Source organism: Lysobacter defluvii IMMIB APB-9 = DSM 18482 (genome assembly GCF_000423325.1).
In the GTDB taxonomy this organism is placed as follows: Bacteria; Pseudomonadota; Gammaproteobacteria; order Xanthomonadales; family Xanthomonadaceae; genus Novilysobacter; species Novilysobacter defluvii.
In genome coordinates, this window is sequence record NZ_AUHT01000005.1 from 214265 (window position 1) to 236038 (window position 21774).

General features: G+C 71.7%; 23 protein-coding genes and 2 tRNA genes. 11 read left to right on the forward strand and 14 right to left on the reverse strand.

Annotated features, from left to right (window positions below):
• Window positions 1–15: 15 nt before the first annotated feature.
• From yajC to queA, 3 genes are read right to left on the reverse strand one after another with little or no spacing between them, the layout of a single operon-like run.
• The gene (gene yajC / locus G545_RS0103230; protein ID WP_027069132.1) at window positions 16–351 is read right to left on the reverse strand and encodes a preprotein translocase subunit YajC; all 336 of its coding nucleotides are present in this window, start codon (window positions 349–351) and stop codon (window positions 16–18) included.
• A 59-nt stretch (window positions 352–410) separates the two neighbouring features.
• The gene (tgt, locus tag G545_RS0103235) at window positions 411–1529 is read right to left on the reverse strand and encodes a tRNA guanosine(34) transglycosylase Tgt (RefSeq protein WP_407059623.1); all 1119 of its coding nucleotides are present in this window, start codon (window positions 1527–1529) and stop codon (window positions 411–413) included.
• Between the two features lie 5 nt (window positions 1530–1534).
• Complete coding sequence (gene queA / locus G545_RS0103240) at window positions 1535–2587, reverse strand: tRNA preQ1(34) S-adenosylmethionine ribosyltransferase-isomerase QueA (protein WP_027069134.1); 1053 nt, start codon at window positions 2585–2587, stop codon at window positions 1535–1537.
• A gap of 219 nt (window positions 2588–2806) precedes the next feature.
• Here queA and G545_RS0103245 point away from each other — a divergent pair, with 219 nt between their 5' ends.
• The gene (locus G545_RS0103245) at window positions 2807–4306 is read left to right on the forward strand and encodes an aminotransferase class III-fold pyridoxal phosphate-dependent enzyme (protein WP_027069135.1); all 1500 of its coding nucleotides are present in this window, start codon (window positions 2807–2809) and stop codon (window positions 4304–4306) included.
• A gap of 48 nt (window positions 4307–4354) precedes the next feature.
• Here the strand turns inward: G545_RS0103245 and G545_RS0103250 are convergent, their stop codons facing one another.
• The 7 genes from G545_RS0103250 to rsmD all read right to left on the reverse strand — a co-directional run bounded on the left by G545_RS0103250 (window position 4355) and on the right by rsmD (window position 9844).
• Window positions 4355–5077 (reverse strand): TMEM43 family protein, encoded by a 723-nt coding sequence (locus G545_RS0103250; protein WP_027069136.1) that lies wholly within the window; start codon window positions 5075–5077, stop codon window positions 4355–4357.
• Window positions 5074–5964: an MBL fold metallo-hydrolase gene (locus G545_RS0103255; protein ID WP_027069137.1), complete on the reverse strand. Its 891-nt coding sequence runs from the start codon at window positions 5962–5964 to the stop codon at window positions 5074–5076. Before G545_RS0103255 ends, G545_RS0103250 begins: the two co-directional genes overlap by 4 nt.
• Complete coding sequence (ggt, locus tag G545_RS13365) at window positions 5961–7745, reverse strand: gamma-glutamyltransferase (RefSeq protein WP_036136625.1); 1785 nt, start codon at window positions 7743–7745, stop codon at window positions 5961–5963. Before ggt ends, G545_RS0103255 begins: the two co-directional genes overlap by 4 nt.
• Window positions 7746–7760: 15 nt before the next feature.
• Window positions 7761–8012 carry a YfhL family 4Fe-4S dicluster ferredoxin gene (locus G545_RS0103265; protein ID WP_027069138.1) on the reverse strand — a complete coding sequence of 84 codons (252 nt, stop codon included), beginning with the start codon at window positions 8010–8012 and terminating at the stop codon, window positions 7761–7763.
• A 70-nt stretch (window positions 8013–8082) separates the two neighbouring features.
• Complete coding sequence (locus tag G545_RS0103270; protein ID WP_027069139.1) at window positions 8083–8586, reverse strand: hypothetical protein; 504 nt, start codon at window positions 8584–8586, stop codon at window positions 8083–8085.
• An 83-nt stretch (window positions 8587–8669) separates the two neighbouring features.
• Window positions 8670–9173, reverse strand: coding sequence for a pantetheine-phosphate adenylyltransferase (gene coaD, locus G545_RS0103275; protein WP_027069140.1), 504 nt, complete (start codon window positions 9171–9173; stop codon window positions 8670–8672).
• On the reverse strand, window positions 9170–9844 hold the full coding sequence (rsmD, locus tag G545_RS13370) for a 16S rRNA (guanine(966)-N(2))-methyltransferase RsmD (protein WP_052347252.1): 675 nt from the start codon (window positions 9842–9844) through the stop codon (window positions 9170–9172). Before rsmD ends, coaD begins: the two co-directional genes overlap by 4 nt.
• Before the next feature lie 66 nt (window positions 9845–9910).
• Here rsmD and ftsY point away from each other — a divergent pair, with 66 nt between their 5' ends.
• Genes ftsY through G545_RS0103300 form a run of 4 tightly spaced genes read left to right on the forward strand, consistent with a single transcriptional unit; the run spans window position 9911 to window position 13934 of the window.
• Complete coding sequence (gene ftsY, locus G545_RS0103285; protein WP_027069141.1) at window positions 9911–11302, forward strand: signal recognition particle-docking protein FtsY; 1392 nt, start codon at window positions 9911–9913, stop codon at window positions 11300–11302.
• Between the two features lie 15 nt (window positions 11303–11317).
• Entirely contained in the window at window positions 11318–12592 is a 1275-nt protein-coding gene (locus G545_RS0103290; RefSeq protein WP_027069142.1) for an AsmA family protein, read from the forward strand.
• Window positions 12589–13629 carry an A/G-specific adenine glycosylase gene (mutY, locus tag G545_RS0103295; protein WP_027069143.1) on the forward strand — a complete coding sequence of 347 codons (1041 nt, stop codon included), beginning with the start codon at window positions 12589–12591 and terminating at the stop codon, window positions 13627–13629. The genes G545_RS0103290 and mutY overlap by 4 nt, the downstream gene beginning before the upstream one ends.
• A gap of 23 nt (window positions 13630–13652) precedes the next feature.
• Entirely contained in the window at window positions 13653–13934 is a 282-nt protein-coding gene (locus G545_RS0103300) for an oxidative damage protection protein (RefSeq protein WP_027069144.1), read from the forward strand.
• Here the strand turns inward: G545_RS0103300 and G545_RS15205 are convergent.
• The gene (locus G545_RS15205; RefSeq protein WP_052106842.1) at window positions 13904–14347 is read right to left on the reverse strand and encodes a DUF6491 family protein; all 444 of its coding nucleotides are present in this window, start codon (window positions 14345–14347) and stop codon (window positions 13904–13906) included. The two genes, G545_RS0103300 and G545_RS15205, sit on opposite strands and share 31 nt — an antisense overlap.
• Before the next feature lie 130 nt (window positions 14348–14477).
• Between G545_RS15205 and G545_RS0103310 the strand changes: the two genes are divergently transcribed.
• The 6 genes from G545_RS0103310 to dxs all read left to right on the forward strand — a co-directional run bounded on the left by G545_RS0103310 (window position 14478) and on the right by dxs (window position 20853).
• A tRNA-Phe gene (locus tag G545_RS0103310) sits at window positions 14478–14553 on the forward strand.
• A 124-nt stretch (window positions 14554–14677) separates the two neighbouring features.
• On the forward strand, window positions 14678–15163 hold the full coding sequence (locus G545_RS0103315) for a hypothetical protein (RefSeq protein ID WP_027069146.1): 486 nt from the start codon (window positions 14678–14680) through the stop codon (window positions 15161–15163).
• 24 nt (window positions 15164–15187) lie between these two features.
• Entirely contained in the window at window positions 15188–16981 is a 1794-nt protein-coding gene (locus G545_RS0103320; RefSeq protein WP_036137802.1) for an acyl-CoA dehydrogenase C-terminal domain-containing protein, read from the forward strand.
• A gap of 42 nt (window positions 16982–17023) precedes the next feature.
• A complete protein-coding gene (locus G545_RS0103325) occupies window positions 17024–17698 on the forward strand; it encodes an HNH endonuclease (RefSeq protein WP_081677694.1) in 675 nt (224 codons plus the stop codon).
• Between the two features lie 74 nt (window positions 17699–17772).
• Window positions 17773–18870 (forward strand): hypothetical protein, encoded by a 1098-nt coding sequence (locus tag G545_RS0103330; RefSeq protein ID WP_027069149.1) that lies wholly within the window; start codon window positions 17773–17775, stop codon window positions 18868–18870.
• Between the two features lie 63 nt (window positions 18871–18933).
• Entirely contained in the window at window positions 18934–20853 is a 1920-nt protein-coding gene (gene dxs / locus G545_RS0103335) for a 1-deoxy-D-xylulose-5-phosphate synthase (RefSeq protein ID WP_027069150.1), read from the forward strand.
• A gap of 107 nt (window positions 20854–20960) precedes the next feature.
• On the opposite strand, the gene G545_RS0103340 is transcribed toward dxs, so the two are convergent.
• From G545_RS0103340 to G545_RS0103350, 3 genes are all read right to left on the reverse strand, one after another.
• Window positions 20961–21037, reverse strand: a tRNA-Pro gene (locus G545_RS0103340).
• Between the two features lie 72 nt (window positions 21038–21109).
• A complete protein-coding gene (locus G545_RS0103345) occupies window positions 21110–21466 on the reverse strand; it encodes a MerR family transcriptional regulator (protein ID WP_027069151.1) in 357 nt (118 codons plus the stop codon).
• Window positions 21459–21761: an integration host factor subunit alpha gene (locus tag G545_RS0103350; protein WP_027069152.1), complete on the reverse strand. Its 303-nt coding sequence runs from the start codon at window positions 21759–21761 to the stop codon at window positions 21459–21461. The genes G545_RS0103345 and G545_RS0103350 overlap by 8 nt, the downstream gene beginning before the upstream one ends.
• Window positions 21762–21774: the final 13 nt, after the last annotated feature.

Genomic DNA, 21774 nt, shown 5'->3' on the forward strand with positions numbered 1-21774 from the left:
GCCGGGAACGGCCGGTCAGGCCGACTTGAGGGTGCCCTTGGGCAGCACGTTGCCGACCGACCCCTTCTGCACGCGGATGCGCACGTTGTCGGCAATCTCGACGGTGACGAAGTTGTCCCCGATGTCGGTGATCGTCCCCGCGATGCCGCCGCTGGTGATGACCTCGTCGCCGCGGGCGAGCTTCTCCACCATGGCCTTGTGTTCCTTGGCGCGCTTCATCTGCGGGCGGATCATCAGGAAGTACATGATCGCGATCAGGGCGATCGGGAACAGCAGCGTGCCCAGGCCGCCACCAGGCGCGGCGGCCGGGGCCGCGTAGGCGGGGGCGATCAGGAAGTCGAGCAGGTTCATGGCGGACTCGGGTCGGGAAAGACAAGCCGCCGATTATGCCACGGCGGCCACGGGGGCAATCAGGCCAGCGGTGGCGGTTGCGCGCCGCGCGCCTGGTAGAAGGACTCCCGGAAGGCCCGGAAAGTTCCCGAGGCGACCGCCGCACGCACCTGCGCCATCAACCGCTGGTAGTAGCGCAGGTTGTGCAGCGTGCCCAGCATCGGCCCGAGCATCTCGTTGCAGCGGTCCAGGTGCCGCAGGTAGGCACGCGTGAACCCCCCGGCGCAGGCCACGCAGTCGCAGCCTTCCTCGATCGGGCGAAGGTCGTGTTCGTACTTCGCGTTGCGCACCCGCACCGTGCCGCTGGCGGTGAAGTAGTGGCCATTGCGCCCGTTCCGGGTCGGCATTACGCAGTCGAACATGTCGATGCCGCGCGCCACGCCCTCGACCAGGTCCTCGGGCCGGCCGACGCCCATCAGGTAGCGCGGCCGGTCGGCGGGCAGCTGCGGGCAGGTGTGCTCCAGCATGGCGTTGCGCTCGTGCTCCGGCTCGCCGACCGCCAGGCCGCCCACGGCGTAGCCGTCGAAGCCGATGTCGACGAGCGCCGCCGCCGACCGGCTGCGCAGGTCCGGATGTACCCCGCCCTGGACGATGCCGAACAGGGCCGCATCGTTGCCCTCGTGTGCCCGGCGGGAGCGCTCCGCCCAGCGCAGGCTCAGCTCCATCGAGGTACGCGCCACCTCCTCGGTGGCCGGGTACGGCGTGCACTCGTCGAAGATCATGACGATGTCCGAGCCCAGCACTTTCTGGATGTGCATGCTCTCCTCCGGGCCCAGGAACACCCGGCTGCCGTCGGTGGGCGCGGCGAAGTGCACGCCGGCCTCGGTGATCCTGCGCTTGTGCGCCAGCGAGAAGACCTGGAAGCCGCCCGAGTCGGTCAGGATCGGTCCGTCCCAGCGCGCGAAGCCGTGCAGGCCGCCGTGCGCCTCGATGACCTCCAGCCCGGGCCGCAGGAACAGGTGGAAGGTATTGCCCAGGATGATTTCCGCGCCCATGTCGCGCAGCTGCGGCGGCAGCACGCCCTTGACCGAGCCGTAGGTTCCGACCGGCATGAAGGCCGGCGTTTCCACGGTGCCACGCGGGAAGGACAGCCGGCCCCGGCGCGCCGCGCCGTCGGTCCCGAGCAGCTCGAAGGACATGCGGCTCACGAACTGGCCTCCGGGAACAGCAGCATCGCGTCGCCATAGGAGAAGAAGCGGTAGCGCGACTCCACGGCATGGCGGTAGGCCTGCCGGATCCGCTCGCGGCCGGCAAAGGCGGAAACCATCATCAACAGGGTGCTCTCGGGCAGGTGGAAGTTGGTCAGCATCGCGTCGACCGAGCGGATGCGGTAACCGGGCAGGATGAACAGGCGGCTCTCGCCGGCAAACGGGCGCAGCGCGCCGTCGGGGTTGTCGGGGCCGACCTGCATCGCGGTCTCCAGCGCGCGCACGACGGTGGTGCCCACGGCGATCACCCGGCCGCCCGCGGCGCGCGTGCGCGCGACCTCGTCGACCACCGCCTGGCCGACCTCGATGCGCTCGGCGTGCATCACGTGCCCGGACAGGTCCTCCACGCGCACGGGCTGGAAAGTGCCCGCGCCGACGTGAAGGGTCACGTGTGCCGTACGCACCCCGCGGGCGGCGAGTTCGTCCAGCAGCGGCGCGTCGAAATGGAGACCTGCGGTGGGAGCGGCGACCGCCCCGGCCACCCGCGCGAACACGGTCTGGTAGCGCTCCGCGTCATCCGTCCCCGGCTCGCGCTGGATATAGGGCGGCAGCGGCAGGCGCCCGGCGCGCTCCAGGTACTCCTGCAACGGTCCGTCGACCCGGAAGTCCAGCAGGTAGAACTCGCCGTCGCGGCCGGCCACTTCCGCGATCCCGCCCGCGTCGAGCTCGATCAGGGCGCCGGCCTTCGGCGACTTGCTCACCCCCAGCTGCACGCGCGCCCGGCCCTCGCCGAGCAGGCGTTCGACCAGGATCTCCACCCTGCCCCCCGTCTGCTTGTGGCCGAAGAGCCGCGCCGGGATCACCCGGGTGTCGTTGAACACCAGCAGGTCGCCCGGCTCGAGCAGCCGTGGCAGTTCGCGCACCTGGCGGTCGAGCAGCGCGCCGGGAGCGGGCGGCACCACCAGCAGGCGGCTGGCGGAACGCTCGGCCAGCGGCGCCTGTGCGATCAGTTCCGCAGGGAGTTCGTAGGTGAAGTCGGATTTCTTCAAGGTCGTGGCAGCCACGCGGCCAGGCGGGACCGCGGGCTTCGCGGGAGCGCGACAGTCTAGCGGCGCGCGGCTTTATAGTCGCTGGCGGAGCGTGGTAGAATCGCGCAAATGATTGATCCATAAAGCGTTTGCCGACGCGCGGCCCGTGCCGCGCGTTTTCGTTCGCCGGGCCCATGGGGCGCCCGGCGCCGGCACCCATCCCCCGGAGGAGCCCGATACATGTCCAGCAACGCCCACGACAACGCGATCGTCGCCAAACTGCGCCCGCTGCGCGAACTCGGCGGCGAGCGCCTGACCACCGGCCTCGACGACGCCACCCTCGCCCGCTTCGCCGGCAATCCCGACCTGCAGCTGGCCGCGGAGGCCGCCGTCGAGCAGTACGGGCGGATCAAGGACGAGTTCGCCGAGCTGCTGGACCTGGACGAGCGGGAGCAGGTTGCCCGCGTGCAGGCCGGGTTCGTCAACTTCTACCCGGACGACGCGGTCAACCCGTACGTCGCCCTGGCCGCCCGCGGCCCCTGGATCGTCACCCTCAAGGGCGCGGTGCTGCACGACTCGGGCGGCTACGGGATGCTCGGCTTCGGCCACGCCCCGGCCAGCGTGATCGAGGCGATGGCCCGGCCGCAGGCGCTGGCCAACATCATGACCCCGAGCGTGTCGCAGCTGCGCTTCGAGCGTGCGATCCGCAAGGCGATCGGGATCGGGCGCGAGTGCCCGTACAGCAACTTCCTGTGCCTGAACTCTGGCTCCGAGTCGGTGACCCTGGCCGCGCGCATCGCCGACGCCAATGCCAAGGCCATGACCGACGAAGGCGGCCGCCACGCCGGCTCCACCATCAAGCGCGTCGTGGTCAAGGGCGGTTTCCACGGCCGTACCGACCGTCCCGCGCTGTACTCGGACTCGACCCGCAAGACCTACCTGCAGTACCTGGCCAGCTACCGTGGCGAGGACAGCGTCATCGCCATCGAGCCGTACGACCAGGCCGCGCTGCAGAAGGTCTTCGATGACGCGAAGGCCAACAAGTGGTTCATCGAGGCGATGTTCCTGGAGCCGGTCATGGGCGAGGGCGACCCGGGCCGCAGCGTGCCGGTGGAGTTCTACAAGCTGGCCCGCAGGCTGACCGCCGAGCACGGCTCGCTGCTGCTGGTGGATTCGATCCAGGCCGGCCTGCGCGCGACCGGCCACCTGTCGATCGTGGACTACCCCGGCTTCGATGGCGTCGAGGCGCCGGACATGGAGACCTTCTCCAAGGCGCTCAACGCCGGCCAGTTCCCGCTGTCGGTGCTGGCGGTCAACGAGCGTGCCGCGGGCTGCTACCGCAAGGGCCTGTACGGCAACACCATGACCGCCAACCCGCGCGGCCTGGACACGGCCTCCGCGGTGCTGGCGCTGGTCACCGACGAGGTCCGCGAGAACATCCGCGCCCGCGGCCGCGAGGCGATCGAGAAGCTGGAGAAGCTGAAGGACGAGCTGGGCGGGCTGATCACCAAGGTGCAGGGCACCGGCCTGTTGTTCTCCTGCGAGCTGGCCCCGCAGTTCAAGTGCTTCGGCGCCGACTCCACCGAGGAGTGGCTGCGCCGCCACGGCATCGGCGTGATCCACGGCGGCACCAATTCGCTGCGCTTCACCCCGACCTTCACCATGACCAGCGAAGAGCTCGACCTGCTGGTGGAGATGGTCGGCCGCGCCCTGCGCGAGGGTCCGCGCAAGCAGGGCTGACCGCCTGCGGAGTGGATCAGGGGAAGGCCGGGCACTGCCCGGCCTTCTTCATTTGCGGCGGCGCCACCAGGCCATTCCGCCCGCCAGCACCAGCAGTCCGGCCAGCAGCGGCCACCAGCGGCGGCGGTCATCCGGCTCGTCGTCGGCCTCGGGCACGTCCACCGGCGGCAGCGGGCGCGCGTTGAGCGCGGCACTGGCGGTGCCCGGCGACAGTTGCCAGCGCCCGTCCACAAGTTCCACCCGCCCTGCGAGTTCGGGCAACTGCAGCTCCCGCCAACGCAGGCGCAGGTCGCCGACCTGCGGGTCGAGCGGGTTGTCGGCGCTCGACAGGCCGTCCCCCTCCGGTTGGAAGGTCGCGGCCAGGTTGGCGGCCAGCCGCGTGAACGCGGGCCGGAAGGTTTCCCACCTGCCCAGCGCGCGCAGCACCGACGGATCCAGCGGGTAGCCGTCGAGGGTCGGCGCGGCCGCCCACCAGCGCTGCGGCTCCACCGGCATGGCGTCCGGGTTGCGGTGGGTCGCGGGATAGCCACTGGAATCGACCAGGCCGGCCTTCCAGACGCGCTGGAAGTCCCCGTTCGCATCGCGGTACCACTGGTACATCTCGACCGTCCGCTCCAGGCCGAACTGTCCGGTGCGCACCCCGAAATCGGGATCCTCCAGCACCTCGCCGGGACGCGGGGGGCCCTCCGGCACCACCGGCTCCGGCCCGGCCTGGGCCAACGCGCTCCCGGCCAGCAACAGCCCGGCCAGCAACGCCGGCAGGCGGCTCATGCCGCCAGCGCCCTCGCCTGCAGCGACGCGACCTCGTTGTCGGTGGCGAAGCGACCGCGCTCGTCGCGCACCACGCGCGCCATCGCGCACCCGGCGTCATGGGTAAAGAACAGGTGCACGTCCCGCTCGAGCATGTCTTCCAGGAAGGCCTTCTTCTCGTCGATCAGCAGCTCGGCGTTGCGGTCGTAGCCCATGGTGATCGGCACGTGCACCCAGGGGCGGCCCGGCACCAGGTCGGCGCAGAACACCACGCCGCCGCGCGGCTCGCCGTCTTCCCGCAGCGGGCCACTGATCTCGGCGAGCATCAGCCCCGGGGTGTGGCCGTCGCTGTAGTGGAACCGGACCGACTTGCCGAGCAGCTCCGAGTACGGGCCGTCGACCAGCTCCAGCCGCCCGGTGCCCTCGAGCAGCCCGGGGAGCTCGGGGATGAAGCTGGCGCGGTCGCGCGGATGCGGGTTGCGTGCACGCTCCCAGTGCTCGCGCCCGACGATGTAGGACGCGTTGGGGAACACCAGCCGCGGCGGCTCGCCCTCGGCGTAGGGGGCCAGCAACCCGCCGGCATGGTCGAAGTGCAGGTGGGACAGGACGATGACGTCGATGTCCTCCGGCGCGAAGCCGGCCTCGGCCAGCGAGTCCAGCAGGATGTGGCGATCCTCCACCACGCCGTAGCGCTCGCGCAGCTTCGGCTCGAAGAAGCTGCCGATGCCGGTTTCGAACAGCACGGTCTTGCCGGCCAGTGGCGTGGCCAGGAGGGCGCGGCAGGCCAGGTCGACGCGGTTGTGCTCGTCGGGTTGCAGCCAGCGGCTCCACAGCGCCCGCGGTGCGTTGCCGAACATCGCCCCACCGTCGAGCTTCTGGCTGTTGCCCTGCAGGGACCAGAGTTTCATCGGGTTGCCTCCTCCAGCCGGACCTCGGCACTGCCGACCGGGTTGCGGGGGTCGGCGCCCCCTTCCAGCGTACCCCTCGCACGGTCCCACAGCACCGTCTGCAGGTTGCCCCAGGAATGACTGGAAGCGCCGGCCTGGACCTCGTCGGGCGGCAGGTCCAGCGCGTGTCCCATCGCCTCCAGCTTCCTGGCTGCCTCGGCCGGCACCGCGCCCGGCTCGGCCTGGATGCGGTCGGGCATCCACTGGTGGTGGAAGCGTGGCAGGGCCGCCACCTCCTGCGCGCCCAGCCCGTCGGCGTAGCCGAGGATGCCGAGCAGCACCATGGTGATGATGCGGCTGCCTCCGGGGGTGCCCAGCACCGCCACCCGCTCACCCGACTCCATGAAGGTCGGGGTCATCGAGCTGAGCATGCGCTTGCCCGGCTCCACCGCATTGGCCTCGAAGCCCATCACCCCGAACGCGTTCGGCGTGCCGGGCTTGAGCGCGAAGTCGTCCATCTCGTTGTTGAGCAGCACCCCGGTGCCGGGGGCAACCAGGCCGGAGCCGAACAGCAGGTTGACGGTCTGGGTGACCGCGGCGCGGTTGCCCTCCGCATCGATGATCGAGAAGTGCGTGGTCTCCTCGTCCTCCAGCGGGGTCGGCTGGCCGGAAAGCAGCTCGCTGGGGGTGGCCTTCCCCGGATGGATCGTTGCCCGCAGGCCGCGTGCGTAATCGGGGTCGGTGAGGATGTCGACCGGCACGTCGACGAAATCCGGATCGCCCAGGTAGAAGGTGCGGTCGCGGTAGGCGCGGCGCATCGCCTCGGCGGTCAGGTGGATGCGATCCGCGGCTTCCAGTTCGTCGAGGTTCCAGCCCGACAGGATCTGCAGCATCTGCGCCAGCGCGACGCCACCCGACGAGGGCGGCGGCGCGGTGGTGATGGTCCAGCCGCGGTAGTCGAAGACGATCGGCTCGCGCTCGCGCACCTGGTAGGCGGCCAGCTCGGCCGGATCCCAGCGCCCGCCCTCGGCGGCCACGCCGGCGACGAGCTTCTCCGCCACCTCGCCGCGGTAGAAGCCGTCGTGGCCGCGCTCGGCAAGCAGCTCCAGGGTACGCGCCAGGTCGGGCTGGCGCAGGATCTCGCCGGCCTTCGGCGGGTCGCCGTCGGCGAGGAACACCTCGCGAGTGCCGGGATAGCGCTCCATCACTTTGGCCCGCGCGGCGTATCCGCGCTCCAGCCGCGGGTAGACCTCGAAGCCGTCGCGCGCCAGCCGGATCGCAGGTGCCAGCGCGGTGGCCAGCGGCAGGCGCCCGTACTCCTCCGAGACGTGCACCAGCGCGGCGGGCAGGCCCGGGATGCCGGCGGCCCAGGGGCCGTTGGTCGCGGTGTCGCGGTCGAGTTCGCCGGCGTCGTCCAGGTACACCTCCGGGGTGGCCGCCGCCGGGGCGGTCTCGCGTGCATCGACGAACACGTCGCGCCCCGTGGCCGCGTCATGGAGCAGGAAGAAGCCACCCCCGCCGATGCCGGAGCTGATCGGCTCCACCACGGACAGCGCCGCCGACACCGCGACCGCGGCATCGAACGCGTTGCCGCCGGCCGCCAGGACCTCCATGCCGGCGTCGGTGGCCAGCGAATGGGCGCTGGCAATGGCCGCGCCTGGTGGTGCCTGCTCCGCCGCGATGCCCGCCTTGGCATCGGCCGGCGCGGGTGCAGCGGTCGTGGCCGGCGCGCCCAGTCCGGCGCAGGCGGTCAGCCCCGCCAGCAGGACGGAAAGGAAAAGGGATCGGGAAAGTGGACGCACGGGCTTGCTCCTGTATCAGCCCGCGCCACCCAGTGCTACGAGCTTGGCCAGCAGCTGCTCGTGGGTTTCCGGGTAGGCCGGGTCGGGATCGATGCACTCGACGGGGCACACCTCGACGCACTGCGGTTCGTCGAAATGGCCGACGCACCGGGTGCAGCGCGCGGGGTCGATGACGTAGATCGCCTCACCCTGCGTGATGGCCTCGTTGGGACATGCCGGCTCGCATACGTCGCAGTTGATGCAGAGCTCGTTGATCTTCAGTGACATGGGGGACCTGCAACCGGCGACGGGCGCCGGCGGTGGTCCGCGCCGCCACGCGGCGCGGACCGGGACGGCCTCAGCGGGCCTCGACGAACTGGTAGTTGACGCCGGCCGGCTCGACCGCGGCGCGGACGCGCTCGTTGTCCTCGGCGGCACCGATGAAGATCACCTTGACGCCCTTCATCGCGCCCTCGTCCACCTTCTCGAAGGCGGCGACGACGATGTCGGCCATCGCGGCGGACTCCGGCGAGGCGAAGGCGATGAGGTTGCCCTCCAGCACGCCGCGCTGCATGGCCAGGTCGACCTCTTCGGCCAGGCGCTCGCGCTGGCCCTCGTAGCCCTCGCTCTCCGAGCCCGGCAGGTAGTAGACGTACGGGCTGTTGGTGATGTCGCCCATGTTGCGGCGGACCACGTCGGACAGGTAGGCGGCCCACTCGTTGTCGTCGTTGGTGGTCGGCGCGGTGAGCGGAGCCTGCTCGACGGTCTCCTGCTCCTGTTCGGCGGCGCCCTCGTCCTGGCAGGCGGCCAGCACCGGCAGCGAAAGGCAGGCGAGGAGCATCAGGCGTGTGGTCGTGTTCATAGGATTTCCCCGTTGTGGTCCTGTTTGTGGTGTCCCGGCCGAAGCCGCGGTGAGGTGGATGGCGCCGCCGGGGCGCCGGCCGGTCAGCCCGCCCCGCGCTGCCACTGCGACTGCAGTGCCTGCGCGACGGCGGGGGTGACGAAGCTGGACACGTCCCCGCCCAGCCGCGAGATCTCGCGCACCAGGGAGGACGAGATGAAGCTGTATTGCTCCGAAGGCGTCAGGAACAGGGTCTCGACGTCCGGAATCAGGTGGCGGTTCATGCTCGCCAGCTGGAACTCGTACTCGAAGTCCGACACCGCCCGCAGCCCCCGCAGCAGCACGCCGCCACCGACTTCGGAAACGAAATGCGCCAGCAGCGAGTCGAACCCCCGCACCTCCACGTGGGGATGGTGCGCCAGCGCCTCCCGGGCGAGCTCGACGCGCAGTTCGAGCGACAGCGCCGGCTTCTTGTTGGGGCTGGCCGCGACGCCGACCACCATGCGGTCGAACAGCGGCGCCGCCCGGTCCACCAGGTCGATGTGGCCGCAGGTGATCGGGTCGAAGGTGCCGGGGTAGACGGCGATGCGGTCGCGTGCCTTGGTCATGTCTCGGTATCGGCTGCCGGAGTGGCTTCGGGGCCTGCCGGGAGTGTAGCAACCGGCGCCCCTGGCATCCCGCCGCCGGCGTCGCGGCGGTAGAGCAGGAAGCGTGTTTCCCGGGTGCGCCCCTCCCGGTGCAGGTGCCAGCCCGCGGGCAGGTCCAGCGAGGCCTCCGGCGGCCCCTCGACGTAGAGCCAGCCGTCGGGCGCCACCAGCGGCAGCACTCCATCCAGCGCCGGCTGCAGCAGGCCGGAGGCGAACGGAGGGTCGACGAAGGCGATGTCGAACGCCCTCGGTGCCGCGCCGCGCAGCCACTGGATCGCGTCCGCCTGCACCACGCCGGCCGCTTCGCCCCCCTGGAGCCGCTGCACCAGGGACCGCAGGCCGGCCACCGCACCCGGGTCGCGCTCTACCAGGGTCGCCGCGGCCGCCCCACGCGACAACGCCTCCAGCCCTAGCGCGCCGCTGCCGGCGAACAGGTCCACTACCCGCGCGCCCGGGAGCACCGGGGCGAGCCAGTTGAAGAGGGTCTCGCGGACCCGGTCGGGGGTCGGCCGCAGCCCCTCGACGCCGGGTACCGGCAGTCGCGTCCCGCGCCAGCGGCCGCCGATCACGCGCACCTGTCCCGCCGCGGGCGCGGACGCCTTCCGCGCAGGGCCGTGCGGGCGCCTTTTCATCGGGTCTGGTCCACTGCCGGTGCTAGCATGTCCGGCATTCTCGCGCATTCATGAAAGCTCCTGTCGATGGCCAGCCTGTTCCGCCGAAAAAAGCCGGATGACGCGTCCGGCGGCCGCCGTTTCAGCATCGAGGAACTCGCGGCTGCCTTCCCCGACGCGAAGCCGGCCGAAGACGCGCCGGCAGAGGCCGATGCGGAATCCGTGCCGGCCCCGCTCCGGGGTGCACCGGGGCCTGAGGCCAAGGCGGTCGCACCGGAAGTGGCGCCGGCGGAGCCTGAGGCTGCGCCCGAGCCCGAACCGGCGGCAGAGCCGAAGCCGGAGCCGGAGTCCAGGCGCGGGCGTGATCCCGCGACGCCCCCCGCGCCCGCAGCCACCCCCACGCCCGCCGCGGAACCGGCTCCTGTACCAGCCGCGACCCCCGTCTCCGAGACGCGGCCCGAGCCCCCCGCGCCGGCTCCAGCCGCACCCCCGGCTGCCAGTCCTGCCCCGGCGCCCGCCGACATCCCGGGCGCGGCCCCGACGGCGCCCGCCGCGCCAGCGGGCAAGCCCGGCTGGCGCGAGCGCCTGCGTGGAAGCGCGTTCGCCCGCGGCTTCAGCGGGCTGTTCTATGCCAATCCCAAGCTCGACGACTCCCTGCTGGACGACATCGAGACCGCGCTGATCACCGCCGATGTCGGGATGACCGCCACCACCGAGCTGGTCGACTCGCTGCGCAAGCGCATGAAGGCCCGCGAGTTCGCCGACTCCGGCGCGCTGCTGGCCGCGTTGCGCGCCGAGCTGCTCGCGCTGCTCGAGCCCGTGGCCAAACCGCTGGTCATCGAGCCGGGCAAGCGGCCCTTCGTGCTGCTGACGGTGGGCGTCAACGGCGTCGGCAAGACCACGACCATCGGCAAGCTCGCGCACCGGTTCCGCGGCGAGGGGCGTTCACTGATGCTCGCCGCCGGCGATACCTTCCGCGCCGCGGCGGTCGCGCAGCTGCAGGCCTGGGGCGAGCGCAACGGCGTCACCGTGATCGCGCAGGGCCAGGACGCCGATCCGGCCTCGGTCGCCTTCGATGCGCTGCAGGCCGCCAGGGCCCGCGGGACGGAGGTGCTCATCGCCGACACCGCCGGCCGGCTGCACACCCAGTCCGGATTGATGGCCGAGCTCGGCAAGATCCGCCGCGTGCTGGGCAAGATCGACCCCGAGGCCCCGCACGAGGTGCTGATGGTGATCGACGGCACCACCGGGCAGAACGCGCTCAGCCAGCTGCGCCAGTTCCATGCCGCCGTGGGCGTCACCGGACTGGTGGTGACCAAGCTCGATGGCAGCGCCAAGGGCGGCGTGGTGTTCGCGCTGGCGCGCGAGTTCGGGATCCCGATCCGCTTCGCCGGCATCGGCGAGCAGCCCGCTGACCTGCGGGTCTTCGACGCGGAGGCCTTCGTCGACGCCCTGCTGCCGCAGAAGCTGGGCGGCTGACGCGGCCGGATCGTCGTGGACGCCCGGCCCGGTCCGGACCGTTCGCCGCGCCGGGGCCGCACACGGCCCTGGGCGGCGCTGCTGCTCCTGGTCGTGCTGCTCGTGGCCCTGGCCGCCTGGCTGTCGCGGCCTGCGCAGGTCGCCGGCCTGGTGCTCCGGCAGGCCGGTGCTGCGCTGGGGCTGGAGATCGGCTTCGATGGCGCGGCCGAATACCGGCTGCGCGGAGTCCCGCACCTGATGGTCCGTGGCCTGGACGTGCGCCGGCCCGGCTCCGATGCCGCCCTGCTCACGGCGCGCAGGGCCTTCCTCGCGCTGCCGTGGTCGACCCTCCGGTCCCGCGGGGCCGACCTCACCGTGGAGCGTGTCGAGCTGGACGCGCCCGTGCTGGACCTCGCCGAACTGCAGGCTTGGCTGGCCACCCGCCCTCCGGGCGACGGTCCACGCGTCCCGACGCTTACCGGCGGGGTGCGCGTCACCGGCGGCGCGGTAGAGGGAGGCGACTGGCGCGTGGACCGGATCGGCGTCGACGTGCCCTTCCTCGCGCCTGGCCGGCCGGTCCGCGGCCGGGTCTTTGGCGAGCTGGCGATGGGCACGACCCGGCTGCCGTTCCATGTCCACCTCACCCTGGCCGCGCCGGCGCGGGACGCAGCGGTGGGCCTCGCCGGCAACGCCACCCTGGTGACGGACTCCTGGAGCCTGGAGATGCAGCCGGTGTTGTCGGCGCGGCTGCACGCCGGCACCGACGGGCTGGGGCTGGACGACATGCGCCTAGGAATGCGCGGCCGCCACGTGGCGCCGGAGCGCGACGCCCTGCGCTTCACCGCCGGCCTGGCCGCGCCGCTGCGCTACCGGGACGGCCGACTGGCGGTGACGCCCGCAGCCCTCGTCGTGCGGGGCGACGGCACCGTCCCGGACCTGCGCGCGCGTGGCGGGTTCGCCTGGAAGGGCGACGCCGCGCTGGATCTTGAAGGCGCCCTCCAGCAATGGCCACGGGCCTGGCCCGCGCTCCCGGAACCGCTCGCCGGCGTCTCCACGCCGTTGCCGTTCGCGCTCGCCTACACCGGGCCGGCGGACCTGTCCGGACCCGCCAGGCTGCGTCTCGAGCACGGCCCCGCCCGGCTCGACGCGGGCCTGCGCCTGCCCGAGGTCCTGGACTGGCTGGACCACCAGCCCCGTGGCACGCCGCTGCCGCCGTTGCAGGGGCGACTGGCCATGCCGCGCCTGGAACTGGCCGGCGCGACGCTGCATGGGGTCGAGGTGGAGATGTCGCCGGAACCGGACGCGCCATGAGCGACGCATTCGCCGCCCGCCTGCTGGCCTGGTTCGACCACGCCGGCCGCCACGACCTGCCCTGGCAGCATCCCCGCAGCCCGTATCGCGTGTGGCTGTCGGAGATCATGCTGCAGCAGACGCGGGTCGCCACGGTGATCCCCTACTTCCAGCGCTTCGTCGCCGCCCTGCCCGAGCTGCCGGCGCTGGCCGCGGCATCCCAGGAACAGGTTCTGGCGCTGTGGTCGGGCCTCGGCTACTACGCACGAGCGCGCAACCTGCATGCCGCCGCGAAGCTCTGCACGGAGCGACACGCCGGCAAACTTCCGCGCGGCATCGACGAGTTGCAGGCACTGCCCGGCATCGGCCGCAGCACCGCCGCTGCCATCGCGGCCCAGGCCTGGGGCGCCCGCCACGCGATCCTCGACGGCAACGTCAAGCGGGTGCTGGCGCGTTACCACGGCGTCGAGGGCTGGCCGAACCTGCCCCGGGTCGAAAAGGCGCTCTGGGCGCTGGCCGAAGGGCACCTGCCCGACGCGCGCCTGGCGGACTACACCCAGGCCCAGATGGACCTGGGCGCGACCGTCTGCACCCGCGCCGACCCCGCCTGCCTGCTCTGCCCGCTGCGGGACGACTGCGTTGCGAGGCGCGAGGGCCGTACCGCGGAACTGCCCACGCCGCGCCCCGGCAAGGTCCTGCCGCAACGCCACGCCACGGTGCTGTGGCTGGAGGATGCGCACGGACGCATCCTGCTGCAGCAGCGTCCGCCGGCCGGAATCTGGGCCGCCCTGTGGACGCTACCGCAGGCGGACGACGCGGATGCGGCGCGCGAGTGGTTCGCGCGCCACCTGCACGGCGACTTCGGGCTTGGGGAGGCGCTGCCCCCCGTGGACCACGCCTTCAGTCACTACCGGCTGCAACTGCAACCGCTGCGCTGGCGCGGAATCGAAAGCCGCCTCGCCGTGGGCGACAATGAGGGCCTGCGGTGGGTCGCACCCGGCGACCTCGACCGCCTTGGCATCCCCGCCCCGATCCGCCGCCTGCTGGTTCCCGCCTGACAGGCCGCCCGCCAGGAACCGACATGCCCCGACAGGTCTATTGCCAGCACCACAAACGCGACGCCGAAGGACTGGACTTCGTGCCCTGGCCCGGCGAGCTGGGCAAGCGCGTCTACGCCAACATCGGCAAGCCCGCATGGGAGGCCTGGCTCGCCCACCAGACCATGCTGATCAACGAGAACCGGCTGTCGCCGATGGACCCGAAGCACCGCGCCTTCCTCGAGGAGCAGATGGAGAAATTCTTGTTCGAGGGCGAGGCGGCACGCGTCGCCGGCTACGTGCCGCCGGAACCCTCCGACGGCTGACCGTCCAGCGCGCGCAGCGCCTCCGCATCCACCGGCTGGATCGTCTGCACCCGGCATGGCAGGCCCGCGACGTCGCCGATCGCGGTGATCGAGCTGCTGCGAGCCTCGACGCGGCCCCGCTGGTCACCAAGCCCGATCGCCCTCGCCTCCGCCAGGTCCGGGCAAGGCGCGTCGAGGCCGAGCAGGTAGGCCTCGGCCGGCCTGGCCCAGACGACCACGTGGGACTGCCCCAGTGCTTCCCAGTGATTGAGCGCGCCGAACAGGCGGAAGCTCTGCACCGGCTCGCCCGCCGCCCGCTGGTACCGCGCCAGCCGTTGCTCCGGGTCGACGTCCTGGGCGGCCGTGGCGCCGGCAGCGAGCAGGCCGGCGGCAAGCACCGCGAATGCGCGGTGACGCAGGAACAACGTGCACATGACGCGGGACTCCTTTGCGCATGGAAGTAGGTCGAGCGTACTCCCGTGGTGGAGCAATTGCGTGCCCGCCCCTTGCCCACCCCACTCCCGGCCGCTATGATTCCGCTCCTTCACGGCCCGCCCGTGACGCGGCCAGGTAGCTCAGTTGGTAGAGCAGGGGATTGAAAATCCCCGTGTCGGGGGTTCGATTCCCTCCCTGGCCACCAGGCACTGCAAGCCCCGCAAAGGTCCCGCCTTTGCGGGGCTTTCTTTTTTACGCCTTGCGCCGGCCGCTCCCACCACCATGCGCCGTAGTATGCTGGCCCGGTCACGTCCAAGCGGAGCATCCGGATGAAACCTGCACGCCCGATCGCGTGGTTGGTCCTGGCCCTTTGCGCGGCCCTGCTGGCCTCCTGTGCCAGCGGCCCGGTGCGGCGTGTGTCCGAGCCGGCCGCGCGGATCCAGCAGCTCACCGTGCAGGCCGACGGCCGCTGGGACGTGGAGCTGCGCCTGCAGAACTTCAGCAGCATCCCGATGCGCTTCGATGCGGTCGAGCTGCAGCTCACCATCGCCGGCCAGGACGCGGGCACCCTCGCCGCCAGTCCCGACCTGCTGATCGGCGGGGAGTCCGCCGACGTGGCGGCGATCCGGCTGGTGCCGTCCGCCGGTGCACGTCTGGCGATCGCCGACGCACTGGCGGCGGGCCGCAGCGTCGAATACACCCTTGATGGCGCGATCACCGCGACGCCCGACGAGGGCAAGCAGCGCCGCTTCCAGACCGATCCACGCCGCAGTGCGCTCAGCCCGGCCCCCGGGCTGCCCGGCGTGCTGCGCTGATCCCATCCGATACGAGAGGACGACATGAGCAACCGCTACGAGGCCCCGATCCGCGACATGCAGTTCGCGCTGTACGACGTGCTGGGCGTGGACCGGGTGCTGCCGGCACTCGGGCACGAGGAGACCGGACGCGAGCTGGTCGACGCCGTGCTGGAGGAAGCCGCCCGCTTCGCCGGGACGGTCCTGGCGCCGCTCAACGAGGTGGGCGACCGCGAGGGCTGCAGCCTTGACAAGGCCACCGGCGAGGTGAAGACCCCGACCGGCTTCAGGCAGGCCTACGAGCAGTACGTGGAAGGCGGCTGGCCCGGCCTCACCGCGCCGGCCGAGTTCGGCGGCCAGGGGCTGCCGCACGTGGTCGGCTTCGTGCAGAAGGAGATGATCGACAGCGCCAACCTGGCCTGGGGCAACTTCCCGCTGCTCGGCCACGGCGCGACCGAGGCCCTGCGCCACCACGGCGAGGACTGGCAGCGGGAGGTCTTCCTCAAGCCGCTGGTGTCCGGCGAGTGGACCGGCACCATGTGCCTGACCGAGCCGCATTGCGGCACCGACCTGGGCCTGCTCAAGACCCGTGCCGAGCCGGCGGCCGACGGTTCGTACTCGATCACCGGCACCAAGATCTTCATCACCGCCGGCGAGCACGACCTGGCGTCCAACATCGTCCACCTCGTCCTGGCCCGGCTGCCGGACGCACCGGCGGGGAGCAAGGGCATCTCGCTGTTCGCGGTGCCCAAGTTCAAGGTCGACCGGCAGGGCAAAGTGGGCGAGCGCAACGCGGTCACCTGCGGCTCGCTCGAGCACAAGATGGGCATCCACGGCTCGGCGACCTGCGTGATGAACTTCGACGGCGCCGAGGGCTGGCTCGTCGGGCAGCCCCACAAGGGCATGTCGCACATGTTCACCATGATGAACGCAGCGCGCCTAGCGGTCGGGCTGCAGGGGCTGGGACTATCGGAGCGTGCCCTGCAGAACGCCCTCGCCTACTCGCGCGAGCGCCTGCAGTCGCGCGCCCTCTCCGGCCCGAAGCAGCCGGACAAGGCGGCCGACCCGATCATCGTCCACCCCGACGTGCGCCGCATGCTGCTGACCTGCAAGGCGCTGGTCGAGGGCGGACGGGTCATGGCCTACCACGCCGGCCTGATGGTCGATGCCGCCGAGGGCGCGAGCGACCCGGCCGAGCGCGAGCGTGCACTGGCGCTGGTCGACTTCATGACCCCGATCGTCAAGGGCTGCCTGACCGAATGGGGGGTGGAGTGCACCTACCACGCCCTGCAGTGCTTCGGCGGGCACGGCTACATCGCCGAGCACGGCATGGAGCAGCTCGCCCGCGACGCGCGCATCACCACGCTCTACGAGGGCACCACCGGCATCCAGGCGCTGGACCTGGTCGGCCGCAAGATCCTCAAGCTGGAGGGCGCGGGGCTGAAGGTGCTGGGCGGGATGATCCGCGCGTTCTGCGAGGAGAACGGCGGCAACCAGGCGCTGGGCGCGATGGTCGGCACCCTGGCCACCACCGCCAAGGAGTGGGAGGAACTGACCGTCTCCATCGCCAAGGCCGCGGCCAAAAATCCCGAGGAGGTCGGCGCGGCCTCCTACGACTACCTGATGTACAGCGGCTACGTGACCCTGGCGTACTGGTGGGCGCGCATGGCCGCGGCGGCGGAGGCCTCGGGCCAGCCGGAGGGCTTCAAGGCCGGCAAGAGGGAAACCGCGCGCTTCTATTTCGAGCGCATCCTGCCCCGCACCCGGGCCCATGCGGCGGCGATCCGCAGTGGCTCGGCATCGCTGATGGGACTGGACGAGGCGGACTTCGACGCCTGACGGTTTCCCTGCCGCAACAATCTGGCTGTAAGCTCGGGCGACATGGAGACTGCCCCGGCGATGCTGGACCCGGCCGTCTCCGGCGGCGATGCGCCGCCGGGGATGCACGTCCACTCGGCCGATCGGGAGGGAACGCCGCCCCGGCGCCCGCTGGATGCGGTCCGGCTGCTTTCCCTGGATGCCCATGGGCGGGCGCTGGAATGGATCGGCTGGCAGCACGCGGCCTGCCTCTACGCCCGCGACGCCGTGGCCTGGACGCTCGGCGACCCCTGCCTGCTCGTGCACGGGGGCACCAACCGCTGGAGCGGGCGGCGCAGCCTGCTTGAGCTCCACCCGATCGTCGCCAGCCGCGGACACGCCCGCGGCAAGGCGCTCGACCCCACGCCCGCGCTCAACAACCCGGCGCTCTTCGCGCGCGACGCGTACCTGTGCCTGTACTGCGGCAACCGCTTCAACCGGCCGCAGCTGACCCGCGACCACGTCATGCCGGTCTCGCGCGGCGGCCGCGACTGCTGGGAGAACGTGGTCAGCGCCTGCTTCGCCTGCAACTCGCGCAAGGGCAACCGCACCCCGCAGCAGGCCGGCATGCCGCTGCTCGCCGTGCCGTACCGGCCCAGCTGGATCGAGCACCTGATCCTGTCCAACCGCAACATCCTGGCCGACCAGATGGCGTTCCTGAAGGCACAGCTGCCGCGGGATGCACGCATCGCGGTGTGATTGCGACGCAGTCGTTTGACGGCGCTGGCGGGGTCCGCAACACTGCCGCGATCCTTACCACCGGAACCCGCCAGATGCCCCTGAAGCTTGGCCTCACAGGCATGGACCAGTCGACCCGCGCCAGGCTGGAGTCGACCTTCGCCGAGGCCAACGCACTCGCCGGGAACGGCTGGCAGCTGGTGACGGACGACGAAGCAAGCCACGTCATCGTCGACATGGACAGCATGTACGGCCCGATGAGCTGGCTGCGGCTGCATGCCGACGGCAAGCAGGTCATCGGCCTGACCGTCGCGCCGCGCACCCAGGCCGACTACCACCTACCGCAGCCCGCGGACGCCGGGATCCTGGCGTCGGTACTGCGGCAGATCGCACCGGTAGAGCCGCATCCGGCGGGCCGGACGCCGGCCCCCGAAGCCGGGGACCAGCTCCCCGAGGAGCGCACGGCCCCGCCCGACGAGGAGCAGGCCGCGCCGGGGGTGTTCGGCAGTATTCCCCCCGCCACCGAGGAGCTCGGCGACCCCGCCGAACCCGGCAGCACCGCGGTGGGCCAGGTCATGCCGGCCGCGCCCACCGTGGATCCGGCCACCCCCGCGGCAACGCGGCCCTCCGACGACCGGCGCCCGCGGCGCCTGGACGAGTGGCTTGCATCCGGCGGCCCCGGCCACCGCTTCGCGCTGGAGCGCGATGGCGTCGAGATCCTGGTCGACCCTGCGGCGGGCCGGTACCACGGCCCCGCCCTGCTCAAGCCGCTGGCCGGCCTGGCCGCGGCGGAGTTCACTGCCGAGGACCTGGGCCCCGAGCCGGAGGACTGGGACACGCGGGCCGCCGCGATCGGCCCGGCCCAGCCACTGTCGCGGCTGCTGTGGTTCGCCGCGCTGCAGGCCGGCAACGGGGAGCTGCTGCCCGGCTTCGATCCCGGCGCGCGTTACCAGCTGCTGAAGTGGCCGCAGACCGAGCGCGAGTTCCCCCGCCACTTCCGCATCGCCACGGTGATGATGCGCGGCGCGGCCAGGCTGGAGGAGATCGCCGCCACCACCGGCGTCCCCCTCGAGGAAGTGGTCGACTTCGTCAATGCCAACCTGGCGACCGGCTTCGCCCGGCCGGAGCAGCCGGAGACCCCGGCACCGGCGGCCCCGCGCCAAGGCCTGTTCGGGCGGCTGCGCGGCCGCTGAGTCTCCTTGCCCCCCCCGGGCGGCGGCGGGACAATGGCCTACTTGCCGTCCGGTTCCGTATTGATGATCGACCCGCAGCGCTATCCCCGCCTCTCCCGCATCCAGGTCCCCGCGGACCTGCGCGCGTTCCCCGCCGGGGAGCTGCCGGCGATCGCCGATGAACTCCGCGCCTACCTGATCGAGCAGGTCGCCCAGTCCGGGGGCCACTTCGGCGCCGGGCTCGGCGTGATCGAGCTTACCGTCGCGCTGCACTGGCTCTATGACACCCCCGTCGACCGCCTGGTCTGGGACGTCGGCCACCAGACCTACCCGCACAAGATCCTCACCGGGCGCCGCGACCGCATCCACACCGTCAAGCAGAAGGACGGCGTCGCGCCGTTCCCCAAGCGCGAGGAATCCGAGTACGACACCTTCGGCGTCGGCCACAGCTCCACCAGCATCTCGGCCGCGCTGGGCATGGCACTGGCGCTGCAGGCGACCGGCGACGACCGCAAGGTGGTGGCGGTGATCGGCGACGGCGCGATGACGGCCGGGATGGCCTTCGAGGCGCTGGCTCATGGCGGCGGCCTGGGCGAGGAGCCGGGCCGGCAGGAGCCGGACCTGCTGGTGATCCTCAACGACAACCAGATGTCGATCTCCGAGAACGTCGGCGGCGTCACCCGCATGCTCGGCCGGCTGTCGGGCAGCAGCACGCTCAATGCCATCCGAGAGGGCGGCAAGAAGCTGCTCGGCGACAAGCACGGCGCGCCGGCGCGCTTCGTCAAGCGCTGGGAGGAGCAGTGGAAGGGCATGTTCGTGCCCTCCACCATGTTCGAAGAGCTGGGCTTCCACTACACCGGCCCGATCGACGGCCACGACATGGACGCACTGGTGTCCACCCTGCGCACGCTCAAAGGCCTCAAAGGCCCGCAGCTGCTGCACATCATCACCACCAAGGGCAAGGGCTACGAGCTGGCCGAGGGCGACCAGATCGGCTACCACGCGGTCAGCCCGTTCGACCCGGTCCGCGGCATGGTCAGCAAGCCCGGGGCGAAGAAGCCGACCTACACGGACGTGTTCGGGGACTGGCTGTGCGACATGGCCGCCGCCGAGCCCCGGCTGATGGGCATCACCCCGGCCATGCGCGAGGGCTCCGGCCTGGTGCGCTTCAGCCGGGAATTCCCGGAGCGTTACTTCGACGTCGCCATCGCCGAGCAGCACGCGGTCACGCTCGCCGCCGGCATGGCCTGCGAAGGCGCCAAGCCGGTGGTGGCGATCTACTCCACCTTCCTGCAGCGCGCCTATGACCAGCTGGTCCACGACGTGGCGATCCAGGACCTGGACGTGCTGTTCGCCATCGACCGAGGCGGGGTGGTCGGTCCCGACGGCGCCACCCACGCCGGCAACCTCGACCTGAGTTACCTGCGCTGCGTGCCGAACATGGTGGTGATGGCGCCGGCGGACGAACCGGAGTGCCGGAAGCTGCTGAGCACCGGCCTGCGCCATGCCGGTCCCGCGGCGGTCCGCTACCCGCGCGGAACCGGTCCGGGGCTGCCCGTGGAGCCGGGGCTGGACACCCTGCCGATCGGGAAGGGCGAGGTCCGCGCCCGCGGGGAAGGCGTCGCCCTGCTCGCCTTCGGCGCGCCGCTGGCGGCGGCCGAGCAGGTCGCGGCCGAGCTGGGCCTGACGGTGGCCAACATGCGCTTCGTCAAGCCGCTGGACCGCGACCTGGTGCTGGAGCTGGCGGCGAGCCACGACGGCCTGGTGACGCTGGAGGACAACGTCATCGCGGGCGGTGCCGGTTCCGGCGTGGCCGAGCTGCTGGCGGCGGAGGGCCTGTGCGTGCCGGTCCTCCACCTGGGGCTTCCGGACGCCTTCCAGCACCACGGCAGCCGCGAACAGCTGCTGGCCGAGGCCGGGCTGGACGTGGACGGGATCCGGGCCGCCGTGCTGGCCCGCTGGCCCGCCTTGGCCAGCGCTCCGAAGCGCAACGCGGCTTCCTGAGGCGTCGGGCTTCCGCCGGCCAGGCAGGCACCGGCGGCGGCCAGAACTAAGAGTCCGGAAACGACAAAGGGGCCTCGAGGCCCCTTTTCCGTATCAGCTGATCAAGTTGGTCGGGGTGGCCGGATTCGAACCGACGACCACCTGTCCCCCAGACAGGTGCGCTACCAGGCTGCGCTACACCCCGAAAGATCAGTCCCGCCTCGCGGCGGCCGGCAAGTATACCGCGCCTCGCCGGTTTTGTAGCAGCCGCCCGCCGTCATCGGCGCAGCAGCTGCAGCACTTCCTCCAGCTCCATCCGCACCTGGCGGACGATCTGCGTGCTCAGCGCGGACTCGTCGCGCCCCGCGTCGCCCTCCAGGCGCAGCCGGGCGCCGCCGATGGTGTAGCCCTGCTCGTACAGCAGGCCGCGGATCTGGCGCACCATCAGCACCTCGTGGCGCTGGTAGTAGCGGCGGTTGCCCCGGCGCTTGACCGGGTTGAGCATCGGGAACTCGGTTTCCCAGTAGCGCAGCACGTGCGGCTTGACGTCGCACAGCTCGCTGACCTCGCCGATGGTGAAGTAGCGCTTGGCCGGGATCGGCGGAAGCTCGCGGTTGCTGCCCGGGTCAAGCATGTTCGACTCCACTGAAAGCCTCGACCCGCTCCTTGAGCTTCTGTCCCGGGCGGAAAGTGACCACGGTACGGGCGGAGATCGGGATCTCCTCGCCGGTCTTGGGGTTGCGCCCCGGGCGCTGGTTCTTGCGGCGCAGGTCGAAGTTGCCGAAGCCCGACAGCTTGACCTGGCGGCCCTGCTCCAGCGCGCCGCGCAAGGAGTCGAAGAACGCGTCGACGAACTCCTTCGCCTCGCGTTTGTTCAGGCCGACCTCGTCGAACAGACGCTCCGCCATCTCCGCCTTGGTCAACGCCATGCCGTCACCTACG